This window comes from Pseudomonas sp. Pseusp3 (genome assembly GCF_047304225.1).
Taxonomy (GTDB): domain Bacteria; phylum Pseudomonadota; class Gammaproteobacteria; order Pseudomonadales; family Pseudomonadaceae; genus Aquipseudomonas; species Aquipseudomonas fluorescens_CD.
The window spans coordinates 1-11426 of record NZ_JBGLYV010000146.1; the positions used below are offsets into that span (position 1 = coordinate 1).

Annotated in this window: 12 protein-coding genes and 1 pseudogene; 8 read left to right on the forward strand and 5 right to left on the reverse strand. The window is 58.0% G+C overall.

The genetic code is table 11. The features are described from left to right. Positions 1-57: 57 nt before the first annotated feature. Positions 58-1002 (reverse strand): LysR substrate-binding domain-containing protein, encoded by a 945-nt coding sequence (locus tag ACCD00_RS28470; protein ID WP_413428569.1) that lies wholly within the window; start codon positions 1000-1002, stop codon positions 58-60. Between the two features lie 181 nt (positions 1003-1183). On the opposite strand from ACCD00_RS28470, the gene ACCD00_RS28475 reads away from it, so the two are divergent. The 3 genes from ACCD00_RS28475 to ACCD00_RS28485 all read left to right on the forward strand — a co-directional run bounded on the left by ACCD00_RS28475 (position 1184) and on the right by ACCD00_RS28485 (position 4725). Next, a complete protein-coding gene (locus ACCD00_RS28475) occupies positions 1184-2413 on the forward strand; it encodes a CaiB/BaiF CoA transferase family protein (protein ID WP_413428570.1) in 1230 nt (409 codons plus the stop codon). Beyond that, positions 2410-3204 carry a methylmalonyl-CoA decarboxylase gene (gene scpB, locus ACCD00_RS28480; RefSeq protein ID WP_413428571.1) on the forward strand — a complete coding sequence of 265 codons (795 nt, stop codon included), beginning with the start codon at positions 2410-2412 and terminating at the stop codon, positions 3202-3204. The genes ACCD00_RS28475 and scpB overlap by 4 nt, the downstream gene beginning before the upstream one ends. A 168-nt stretch (positions 3205-3372) precedes the next feature. After that, a complete protein-coding gene (locus ACCD00_RS28485; protein ID WP_413428572.1) occupies positions 3373-4725 on the forward strand; it encodes an SLC13 family permease in 1353 nt (450 codons plus the stop codon). A 20-nt stretch (positions 4726-4745) separates the two neighbouring features. Here ACCD00_RS28485 and ACCD00_RS28490 read toward each other — a convergent pair. Continuing rightward, a pseudogene (locus ACCD00_RS28490) lies at positions 4746-4943 on the reverse strand (amidohydrolase); the annotation flags it as partial. Between the two features lie 124 nt (positions 4944-5067). Next, on the reverse strand, positions 5068-6177 hold the full coding sequence (locus tag ACCD00_RS28495) for an NAD(P)/FAD-dependent oxidoreductase (protein WP_413428573.1): 1110 nt from the start codon (positions 6175-6177) through the stop codon (positions 5068-5070). A 178-nt stretch (positions 6178-6355) separates the two neighbouring features. Here ACCD00_RS28495 and ACCD00_RS28500 point away from each other — a divergent pair, with 178 nt between their 5' ends. Together ACCD00_RS28500 and ACCD00_RS28505 are read left to right on the forward strand one after the other, a co-directional pair. After that, positions 6356-6934 (forward strand): NAD(P)H-dependent oxidoreductase, encoded by a 579-nt coding sequence (locus tag ACCD00_RS28500; RefSeq protein ID WP_413428574.1) that lies wholly within the window; start codon positions 6356-6358, stop codon positions 6932-6934. Between the two features lie 135 nt (positions 6935-7069). After that, positions 7070-7453, forward strand: a complete 384-nt coding sequence (locus tag ACCD00_RS28505) for a MerR family transcriptional regulator (protein ID WP_413428575.1) — start codon at positions 7070-7072, stop codon at positions 7451-7453. 17 nt (positions 7454-7470) lie between these two features. Here the strand turns inward: ACCD00_RS28505 and ACCD00_RS28510 are convergent, their stop codons facing one another. Next, positions 7471-8682 carry a patatin-like phospholipase family protein gene (locus ACCD00_RS28510; protein WP_413428576.1) on the reverse strand — a complete coding sequence of 404 codons (1212 nt, stop codon included), beginning with the start codon at positions 8680-8682 and terminating at the stop codon, positions 7471-7473. Positions 8683-9255: 573 nt separating this feature from the next. Here ACCD00_RS28510 and ACCD00_RS28515 point away from each other — a divergent pair. Next, on the forward strand, positions 9256-9642 hold the full coding sequence (locus tag ACCD00_RS28515) for a YkvA family protein (protein WP_413428577.1): 387 nt from the start codon (positions 9256-9258) through the stop codon (positions 9640-9642). Positions 9643-9890: 248 nt separating this feature from the next. On the opposite strand, the gene ACCD00_RS28520 is transcribed toward ACCD00_RS28515, so the two are convergent. Then, positions 9891-10109, reverse strand: a complete 219-nt coding sequence (locus ACCD00_RS28520; protein ID WP_413428578.1) for a GDCCVxC domain-containing (seleno)protein — start codon at positions 10107-10109, stop codon at positions 9891-9893. A 147-nt stretch (positions 10110-10256) separates the two neighbouring features. Here ACCD00_RS28520 and merR point away from each other — a divergent pair, with 147 nt between their 5' ends. Both merR and ACCD00_RS28530 read left to right on the forward strand, forming a co-directional pair. Beyond that, the gene (merR, locus tag ACCD00_RS28525) at positions 10257-10655 is read left to right on the forward strand and encodes an Hg(II)-responsive transcriptional regulator (RefSeq protein WP_413428579.1); all 399 of its coding nucleotides are present in this window, start codon (positions 10257-10259) and stop codon (positions 10653-10655) included. A gap of 340 nt (positions 10656-10995) precedes the next feature. After that, positions 10996-11403 carry a hypothetical protein gene (locus ACCD00_RS28530; protein ID WP_413428580.1) on the forward strand — a complete coding sequence of 136 codons (408 nt, stop codon included), beginning with the start codon at positions 10996-10998 and terminating at the stop codon, positions 11401-11403. Positions 11404-11426: the final 23 nt, after the last annotated feature.

Consider the following 11426-nt stretch of genomic DNA (forward strand, 5'->3'; position numbering starts at 1 on the left):
GTCGGGGTAGTTCGGGGAATTGCGAGAGGCAGGAAACGACCCAATATAGATAGTCCGTCAGTAGTCTTGGAGGTTCTTTCCTTTGACCAGTTCATCGGCCCACCCCGGCTGCCGCTCGAATTCCTCGAACAGCTCGAAAATGGTCGACTTGACCTTCTGCACGGCATTGCTCTCTACAACCGTGTCATGCCAGCACAGCGAAAGATCCCGCTTGAACAGTCGATGATCGATCCTGGCCAGTTTGAGCCTGTGTTGCACAAGCTCAACATGGGCCGCGGCCCACGGCAGGATCGTGACACCGAGCTGCGCCTTGACGGCTGAGAACAACAGGTCTGTGGAATTGGCTTCGAATTCAACCTCGCATTTCAGGCCGGCCTCCTGCAGTGCAAATTCGACCCGACTGCGAATGGAGTTCGGAGCACAAGGCAGCACCAGCGGCATCTTCGCCAATGCCTCAATCGACACCGGTTCATCCGATAATGGAAATTCCGGCCACGCCACCAAGTACAACGTTTCGGTTAACAGCCGCCGGAAAGCCATGCCCCGGGTTTCGACCGCATCGACATTCACCGCCAGAGCCACTCGCCCTACCGTGATCAGACGTCCGAGTTCGGCGCTCGGAGAATCGATCAATTCCAGCTTGATACCCGGATAACGGCTGCGAATTGTGCGCGCGAGCGGAATTGCCAGCATGCGCGCCGTACTCGACGGCATGCCGACCGAGACTTTGCCTCGCGGGAATTCGGCGTCCTGGCGCAGCAGTTCCTGGGTGCCGTCGGCCTGGCGCAGCAGTTCGATGGCATGCCGATAAAGCGTTTGCCCAGCCGCCGTGGGAACAACGCCATGCACACTGCGCTCGAGCAGTTGCATGCCCATGTCCTGTTCCAGATTGCGCATCTGCTGGCTGATGGCTGGCTGCGCGATATGCAGCGTTTCACTGGCGCGGGTGATGTTCCCGCACTCGACCACCTTGATGAAATACCGCAACTGGCGCAGGTCCATGTGTACCCTCCCAAGCCATAGGATTTTCCGATGAGATTAGAGGAATATCATATTTGAAGGATATGAGATACGGCGCCTAGACTCGCCTCACAACACGAAGCGCCAACGGCCGTCAAAGGCGAGCAGCGCTTCAAAGGCCTTGGCGCAATGGCCCGTATTCAACCCTTCAATGGAGAATCCCATGCAAGCTTTGCAAGGCGTGAAAATCGTCGACCTGAGTCGCGCACTGTCCGGGCCGTTCTGCACCATGGTGCTGGCAGACCTCGGTGCCGATGTGATCAAGATCGAGCCCGGCCCGACTGGCGATATGAGCCGCACCTGGGGCCCCTTCGACCGGGGCGTGAGCACCTACTATTTATCGTGTAACCGCAACAAGCGCGGCATGTGCATTGATTTGCGCAATCCCGAAGGGTTGACCACCATCCAGCAGCTGATCGATGACGCCGACGTCGTCATCGAGAACTTCAAACCTGGCACGCTGCAAAGCATGGGCCTCGGTTATGAGGTGCTCAGCGCCCGCAATCCGCGACTGGTAATGGGCAGCATCAACGCCTTTGGCGCCGACGGGCCGATGAGCAGTTGGCCGGGCTTCGACCAGATCGCCCAAGGCTACTCGGGGCTGATGAGCCTGACCGGTTTCGTCGATGGCGACCCGACACGCACCGGCACCGCCATCGGCGATTTGACTTCGGGCATGTGGTTGGTGACAGCGGTGCTGGCCGCGCTGCTCGAGCGCGAGCGCACCGGGCGTGGCCAACATGTCAGCACTTCGCTGCTGGCCAGTCTGGTCGGGTTGCTGAGTGTGCACGGCCAACGCTACCTCAGCCTGGGGGATGTGCCGCGCCGCACCGGCAACGCCCATTCGGTGATTGCACCTTACGGCGTGTTCCAGACAAAGGATGGCCCGCTCAATCTGGCGCCGATCACCTCGGCCATGTGGGGGCGTTTGTGCATACTGCTCGATTTGCCCGAGCTGCCGGACGATTCGCGCTTCGCCACCAATGAAGCGAGGGTCGAACGTCGTGACGAATTGAGAGAGATTCTGGAAAGTCGTTTGAAAACCCGCAGCAAACGCGAGTGGACCTCGATGTTCGTCGAAGCAGGATTGCCCGCCGGCCCGATCAACACACTCGATGAGGTCTTCGACGACCCGCAGGTGCTGCACAGCCAACTGACCGAGACACTCACGCACCCGACACTTGGTGCACTGCGTCAGGTAGTGACCCCGGTGTTCTGCGCCACTGACAGCGTTGTCAGCCGCCCACCGCCACTGCTTGGCGAACACACCGTCGAAGTATTGCGCGAAGCCGGTTTCGACGCTGCATCAATCAACGCACTGCTCGCCGCTAAAGTAGTGTTCCAGAACTCCGATGACGTGACCGGCGCGCAATCGACAGGAGCCGCACAATGAATCCAGCCTCTTCCACAACCGTGACCGTCAACCGGGTCGATGAACGCATCGCGCGGCTGGTCTTCAGCAACCCCACACACCGCAATGCACTCAGCGCGCAACTGCTGGCAGCGCTCGACGAAAGTCTCGTCGCCCTGGCGTCGCAACGCATCCCGGTGGTGATCCTCGGCAGCGAAGTCGGCCAACCCGTGTGGAGTGCCGGCCACGATATCCGCGAACTGCAACACGACCGCGACCCGATTGCCTATGGCAAACCGCTCGAACAGGTATTGCGCCGCATCCGCGCCTATCCCGGCGTGGTGATTGCCCTGGTGTCCGGCTCGGTGTGGGGCGGCGCGGTGGATCTGGTAATGAGCTGCGACATGGTCGTCGCGGACCGCAGCGCAAGCTTTGCCATGACGCCAGTGAACATTGGGCTGCCGTACACCACCAGTGGATTGCTGCGCTTCTTCAACAATTTGCCGATTCATGTGCTGAAGGAGATGTTTTTCACTGCACAAAAGCTCGATGCGGAGCGGGCGGAACGGTTCGGTCTGGTCAACCGGCTGGTCGACACCGATGTGCTGGAAGCGACCGCACTGGAACTGGCACACGGCATCGCCAGCAAAGCGCCGCTAGCCGTTGCGGCGGTCAAGGAACAGTTGCGTATCCTCGAAGACCTGCAACCGATTCCGGTGCAGGCGATGGAGCAGATTGCCGAACTGCGCCGACAAGCCTGCGAAAGTGCTGACTTTGGCGAAGGACTGGCAGCCTTTGCCGAGCGCCGGCCAGCAGCATTTAATGGCAATTAGCACGACAGATTTGAAAGCTTCTGTGTTTGTACGACCGACTTCGCAGGCAGCCACGCTTCCTCGTTTCGGCACGCTCGACCCGACGTGAGTCGATTGCTAAACATCCCGAAACAATAACAACAAGGACGGTACCTGCGGGACCGTCCGAATGCGGGGAGTCAGATTGAAATGAATAATGAAATTCTGTCGATTTTAGTGCTAGTGGTGATTTTCGGCATCGCCAGCGTGTTGCCCATCAACATGGGTGCGCTGGCGTTCGCGGCGGCCTTTATCGTCGGTTCGGTGATAATGGACATGACTTCGGCGACCATCTTCGCCGGCTTTCCCAGTGACCTGTTCCTGACGTTGGTCGGTGTCACCTATTTGTTCGGCATTGCCCAGAACAACGGCACCATCGACTGGCTGATCGAACGGGCAGTGTTGATGGTGCGTGGCCATGTCGCCTGGATACCCTGGGTGATGTTCGTGGTGGCGGCGCTGCTCACCGGTTTCGGTGCACTGAGCCCTGCGGTGGCAGCGATCCTCGCGCCTATTGCGCTCAACTTCGCCGTGCAGTACCGCATCAACCCGGTGCTCATGGGGCTGATGGTGATTCACGGCGCTCAAGGCGGCAGTTTCTCCCCTGTGAGTATTTTCGGTGGCATAACCAATCAGATCGTTGCGTCCTCCGGGCTGCCTTATGCACCGTTCACTCTGTTCATCGCCAGCCTGCTGTTCAACCTGGGGATTGCCATGGTGGTATTCGTAGCCTTCGGTGGTTTACGCAGCGCTCGCCTGTCATTGGTGGTGGCCCCGTCCGGTCCCGGGTTGCATGCTGCTGGTGCATCGCTGGCCATTCTTGGCCACGGCGGTACGCCGGCGTCCCCTGCTTATCATCGTACTGACCTGACGGGTGCCGGTGCGCCGCTACATACCCTCAGCGGCCTGGACGGGGCCAAGCTGTCGACGCTGGTCGGGCTGTTGGCCCTGGCGATCTCGGCATTAGTGTTCAAGTTCAATATCGGGTTGGTGGCCATGACGGTCGCGGTAGTCCTGGCCATGTTCGCGCCCAAGGCGCAGAAGGCGGCCATTGACAAGGTCAGTTGGTCGACTGTTCTGCTGATCACCGGGATCATCACTTACATCGGAGTGATGCAGACCATCGGTACCATCGACTATGTCGCCCATGGCATCTCCGGCCTGGGTGAACCGCTGCTGGTCGCTTTGCTGCTGTGCTTCACTGCCGCAATCATCTCGTCCTTCGCTTCGTCCACGGCGTTGCTAGGGGTGATCATTCCCCTGGCCGTGCCATTCTTGAGCCAGGGCCACATCAGTGCGGTCGGCGTGGTCGCGGCTATCGCCATTTCCACCACCATTGTCGACACCAGCCCGTTCTCCACCAATGGTGCGCTGGTGGTTGCCAATACACCCCCGCAGGAGCGAGAAAAAGTGTTGCGCAGCCTGCTGATCTACAGCGCGGTGGTTGCCCTGGTGGGGCCCTGTGTTGCCTGGTTGACCCTGGTGGTGCCCGGGGTGCTCTGAGCTATCGGGTCAGGCCCTGATCAGCCTGATGGACTCAATTTTTCCGCCATCCGCCCTGGATAATTCAGCACAAACCGGACATGCGCCTTCACCCCTGTAGCCAGGGTCGCATCGTCCACGGTGAAGTAGGGGCTGTGATTGTTCGGGGCTTTCTGCATGTCCTGGTCTGTAGGCGTTGCCCCAAGGAGCACGAACAGACCCGGCACCTTCTCTGCGTAGACCGGAATAACGGCTTCTTTTCCGATTTCTGCCTGGCACGCCTGACCGGAAGCGATCCATGGCAGCCGGTGACAGGTTGCGAGATATGGCCAGAAGAGCGCCGCTTCGAACTCAGGCTGGTGATCACGAGTGTTGGACTGAAGACAAAGACAAGTGCTCCTGCGCCTGGAAGAATCGCTCAGGACGGCATGGGTCAAGGGCAGGAGATGCCTTGTCGTCGATGATCTCCTCGCTGGCAAGTCGGCCGACTATCGCCGCCAGAGTGACGCCAGGATGCATCGAGCAAACGTACACACCGCCAATATTGGGTAGATAGCCGATGATGGGGGTGCCATCGACAGGTATTGGCCTTAGTCCGACACACGCCAACTCAGGCTCAATGGAAACAACCCCGTAGAGTTCGTTCTGGATGGCCCAGGCAGTTCGTAGTGCTATCGCTTCCGGCTGGTTTTCCAGAGCGTCTCCCAAATAATCTTCCGCCGCCAGTAACGTACCGTCCGTGCTTTGCCTCACTTCCATTTCAGGGCTGGAGATGATGGTGTTCACGAGGTTGGGTTGTGTCTTGTAGCGGATGAATATTGCAGGAGAGGCTTCTATTGGAAGGGACGCGTTCAGCGTCTCTGTCAGCTGTGTGATGCCGGTCCCTGCTGCCAGTACGACAATGTCGGCCTCAATGTTGCCCATTACGGTTTCAACTCCGATCACCTTTGCACTCCGGGTCATGAAGCCGAGCACTCGAGTCTGTGTGAAAACCTTCGCCCCATGAGCCTGGGCACCTGCGATCAAGGCATGGGTTGCTTGCACGGCGTCCAGCGCGCCTTCTTCGGCTTCATACAAGGCATGCTGAGGGGGATTCCTGAGGTTCGGCTCCAAGGCGAGAATCCGGGAGCGGGATACCAGAGTTGCCGAAGGCTGTTGACCTGAGGCGGGCGGCACTTCACCCAGGCTCGCGCTGTAAGACAGGGACCCCGTCCATCGTATCTCCAGACTGGGCAGCTCGGTTTGGAGTTGGCGGTACTCTTTGATGGCTGCAGCGCGCAACTGTGCGATGGAGTCGGGCCCGTTGTGGGAGGTGTTGATCCATGCGAAAGAGCGTCCTGTCACGCCGGACGCTATGTCTTCAGCCTCGACCAGGATGACATTGGCACCTTTGCCAGCCAGGTGATACGCCAAGGACGCGCCCACTATGCCTGCGCCAATGACAACGACTCGTTTGCCTGCACCATTCCTCATATCAACCTCCGTTCTGTCGATCTGGCGATGGTACGACAGTCGGAGGATTGATTGACGTGAGAGCCTGGTCGTTCGTGACTTCTTTGAGTGCTCGCTTCTGGCTGTTCCTGCTACCGCCCATTGACTCTCCCGTTAAGGGCACACCCTATGTTGAAAGCTCCACTTTCAGGATGCAGTGATGATGAGCAAACGAGTACTGGTGATTCTGGGTCACCCCTCAATCGACAGTTTCTGTGGTGCGTTGACCGAGAGGTATGTCGAAGCTGCAAGAAGTGCCGGGCATGATGTTCGTCTGTTACGACTGGATGCACTGAGCTTCGATCCGGTGTTGCACGATGGCTACATACAGACTCAGCAACTGGAACCCGATCTGCTCAAGGCCCAGGCCGATATCACTTGGGCTGAGCACCTGGCATTGGTCTATCCGATTTGGTGGGGGGGCATTCCGGCGTTGATGAAAGGTTTTTTCGACCGGGTATTCTTGCCCGGTTTTGCCTTCAAGTACCGCGAAGGTAAAGCCTTTCCCGACAAGCTTTTAAAGGGGCGGACGGCTCACCTGCTGGTTACGATGGATACTCCACCGTGGTACTTCAAATGGGTCTACCGCATGCCTGGCCTGCACCAGGTGCGCAAGACCACGCTGGAGTTCTGTGGCATCAAACCGTTGAAGACCCTGACGTTTGGGCCGCTGCTCGGCTCCAGACCCAACCAGCGGGAAGCCTGGCTCAAGCAAGCCGAGGATATCGCCAGTCACTGATACACACGATATGCAGCATCGTCCTTGCCAGTACTCTGCCATTTGACACCCTCGGGTTCCCGACTCCGCATCCGTATGCAAAGATGCGGCGCGCCAGTACACGCCCCCGTTCCTGTGCGAGAAAAAGGACTTTTCATGTATATCGGCAAAGCCGCCCGGTTGTCGGGCACGACCGTTAAAGCCATTCGCCACTATGAAGACATAGGCTTGCTGCCGCCGCCCCGGCGTGAAGGCAAATATCGGGTTTACAACCAGCAAAGCGTTGAACTGCTGACGTTCATCAAATGCGCTCAGCAATTGGGCTTCAAACTCAAGGAAATGCAGGCGATCCTCAAGGATCACCGGGGCCAGGAGCTGCCCTGGGATGTGGCGAACAAGGCGATCACCGACAAAAAACTGGAGCTGATGACCCGGATTCAAGGGTTGCAGAAGGTCTATGCGGGGCTGGAGGAATTTGAAGCCAGCCTCAAGGACGCCCGGTATCACTGCCAGTTTGAACATCTCGCCAAAACCGCTTGAACGATTCAGGCAATCTTTCAGCGGGTGTTTCGTAGTCTGGTGTTTTCCGAGGGCGGCGATTTATGCCACGGATAGCCCTTCGCGCTGAGTTGGAAAGCGTAATCGAATAAACGCTTCATGTACTCGCCATCGAATTTCTGATTGTGCGCAAAGTTAAAGTCGGAGCCAATGTACGCAAGATTGAAATCCGCTCCATCCTGCAGCGCCATACGGTAAATTCGCTCCAGGTCGCTGATCCCCTGAGTTTGAATCAACGCACTGATGGCTCGACCGCCGATGCTCAATGTACGGCGTTTCGTCCCGGACCACTGTGGCTCCAGTGTCCCATTGCGAATGACATAGAAATGACGTTCGAGTCGCAACGGTGCTCCGGTGGCTCTGTTCAGCGCCATCTTGGTGCCAGGTGGGTAAAGGAACACCTGAGTGATCACTCCTCCGTCCACGTGCATTTCCTGAAACTGTTTGCCGTCAACGTCCACATCGATCATCACGGGTGAGACTGCGCCGGGAATACTCATCGACGCGATCATGATGTTGCGGAAGAGGTCGAGCGCTCCCGGTGCTTCGCTAGAGGCAATGGTGCCCATGTTCCACGTGACTGGCCGCCCTGAATCAAGGTCGGTTGTGCCGATCAGCAGGATTCGTCCTTTGGCGTATTCCGTTGCAATCGCCGCAAGAATCTCCGCAGTGACGTACTTTGTAATGAGCCGTGACAGTGGCTTGCTGTCCGCTATACCGTCGCTGGCAAGACGGGTCAGCACGTTTCGCGAATGAAAAACGTCTTTTGGACCGATGGCGTTGGCGATATACCGAATGACGTCGTCGTACCCTGATCCCAGGTAAGCGAACGGGGCGAGCAGGGCGCCCGCGCTAATGCCCGTGACGACCTTGAACATGGGGCGAGTCCCATGCGTGGTCCACCCCGTAATGAGTCCCGCTGCGAATGTGCCAGCGTCACCGCCTCCCGAAACTGCCAGCATACTTGCCTGCGGCAGGATGTTGTTCGGTTTGCCAGCCCTGGCGAGAGCCTCGCTCTCGCGTTTGTTGCCCTCAATTGCATCCTGAATGAACAGAGTCAGGTCGTGGTCCAGCCAGTAGCGAGCATTTGGAATGCCTGGGATCACCGCTTTTTCCGTTAACGTTTGCGGCACAGCGTCACGGCGTGGCAATCCCCCTTGCAGGAACATGTTCAGAGTTGAGGCGCCAGGTCTTAGCGGGAATGGTTTCAAAACACCTCCTCCGGTCTCCTGTAGTCGACAGCAAGCGCGCTCATCGTGCCCGAGACTTTACCCATGGTGCCCGAGATGACTGCGCGCCAGTCGACTGCGACACGTCATTCGAACGCCAGGCAGCTCATTTTGCGCTCCTTTACATGATAAAAAAACTCATTGGCCGCGCGCTCCAGGTTCTATACGAAAGCCCTTGAAGTATCCAGGTTAATGGGCAGGGCGCGATATTCAGGACGGGTCACATCTTGAAAGGAGCAGTGTCTGCACAAACTTTCGGAGTTTCTTTGACGAGCTTCGCCATCAACTCGCGCGCGTTGTCGTGATGAATCAGAGGAGCAGACCTGCCTGCAGAGAAACGAAGTCATAGTGGCCTTGTCCCGGCCCTGCGTTTCCTGGCTTCCCCATAAACCAGACCTGGACAGGATACGGCGCGATTGGCTGACAGTTGCCCTTCGTGAGAGTCCGCTTCAGCCGTTTTCTGCCTGTCACCAAGGGCTGCAAGCAACTCATGGCAGCCGCTTTCCAATGGCGCTACGCTTGTGATCGCATCCCCCACGTTCTGATGACAACGACATGAACCGCCTTCTTTGTTGCCTGCGTGGCTGGGCCCGAAAGCTTAAACGGCAAACCATGGTGCTCCGGTTTTGTTATCAGCATCCGCAAACACCCTGGCTACCCAAGTGGGTCTCGGTTTTTGTCGTGGCCTATGCGTTGAGCCCAATCGACCTTATTCCCGATTTTATTCCAGTGCTTGGATACCTGGATGACGTGATTATTTTGCCGCTTGGCATTCTGCTTGCTGTCCGTCTGATGCCATCAGCGGTGCTGCAGGAGTGTCAGCTCAAAGCGGCGGAGTGGGAGGCTAGAGACTTGCAGCGCCCGGTGAACTGGTTTGCTGCGGTGCTCATCGTACTGACGTGGTCCATTGTCGCTATTGGGGCGTGGCGAGCGTTGGGGTGATTGGCAAAGGATCGACGCGAGTAGGGGGAGTGAAGCTGTCGTCCAGTTCGGTGAATGGTTGTAGCAGCACTTCTCCCGTCGGATCAAAACCAATGCAGGAGAGCAATGGTATACAACCAGCCGATGCAGAGAGTGATGATCAGGTAGATCACCACGAGCATCAGAGCGTAATTCCACATGACACTAACCTCCCATAATCGCGGTTTGAGGCGCGTTGGGGGCGTCTGATAAACCGAATAAACTTAAATCTATCCCGTACCACAGCATCCGCGCTGCTCCTGAATCGGTGGGCATTTCACCGTGCCAAACGAACAGAACACACAGCAGTCACCAGGATTCGGGCGTAGCAGGGTTTTGCAACTGCCACACTCGTAGAAGAACTGGCAGGCGTCCGTGGGCATGGCTTCCTGCTTGGCGAAGCCGCAATGCGGGCAGGTCAATATGGATTCGAGGATGACGGCGCTCATGGTTGCCTCACTTGTGCACGGTGGGGATTCTGAATGTCGAGCCTGATGGTTTCTGCTGGAGCCTGAGCCATCGTCTTCTCCATTGAATCGATCTAACCTAGAGTCACTCTACACTCCGTACCCGGGTACAGAATCAAGGGGCATGTGATGACAACAGGGCTGAGTATCGGCAAGTTGGCGCAAGCGGCCGGGGTGAACATCGAGACCATTCGCTATTACCAGCGACGCGGCTTGCTGGATGAGCCGGCAAAGCCGCTCGGCGGTTATCGGCACTATCTACCGGAGCAGGTCAAACGGCTGCGCTTCATCAAGAGGGCGCAGGCGCTGGGATTCACGCTGGATGAGGTGGGCATGCTGCTGACACTTGATGTGGCCTGCACCTGTAGCGAGACCCGGGCACTGGCCGTGCGCAAGCTGGCCATGATCGAGCAAAAGATGGCCGACCTTGCCGCAATGCAGCAGGTGCTGGGCGAACTGGTGCACAAATGCGATGCAGGCGACGGCGGGGCGTCTTGCCCAATCATCGATGTGTTGAACAGGGACTGATTCTTTTTTTGAACTCGGGCTGAAAGCACTTATCTAAAAAAAATGTGGGAATGTTTCCCACGTAACCATGCTGATTGGCTCTGAGGGATCGAGCGGATACCGCAGTTGCTCGTTATTGCTGCAGATTTATGTTCGGGCCGGTTGGCTGGCCGCTCCAAAGGGCGGCCGGAAACTCACTGGATATTGCGTTCAATACGGAGATGACGACGCAACTCCAAGCGGAGGTGCAACATGCTGCTCAAAAAATGTTTGTTGGCTCTGGCAATTGGCGGTGTCCTGTCGGCATCGACGATCCTGGTGCCCGATTACATCAGTAGTTTCTCCAGCGTGTACGCCAAAGATGGCGGCAGCGGTGGAGGTGGAGGCGGTGGTGGTCACGGTGGCGGTGGCTCCGGAGGCGGTGGTCACGGTGGCCACGGCGGTGACGGCGGAGGCGACCACGGTGGCAACGGCCATGGAGAGGGTGGCGATCATGGTGCTGCTGGCCATGGCGCTGACGGTCATGGAGGTCCAGGGCGTGGCGACGCTGATCATGGTGGTATGGCCGGGAACAGAGGCCCGGGCAATGCGCATGACAATGACAACGCCAATGACAATGACAACGACGCCGCCGATGCAGCGAGGGACGCTGCCCGAAACGACGCTGATGCAGCCAGGGACGCTGCCAGAGCTGATGCGGATGCAGCCCGGGACGCCGCCAAGGCTGATGCGGATGCAGCTCGGGACGCTGCAAAAGCTGCTGGCGTAGCAGGCGCCGATGCAGCCCGGGAC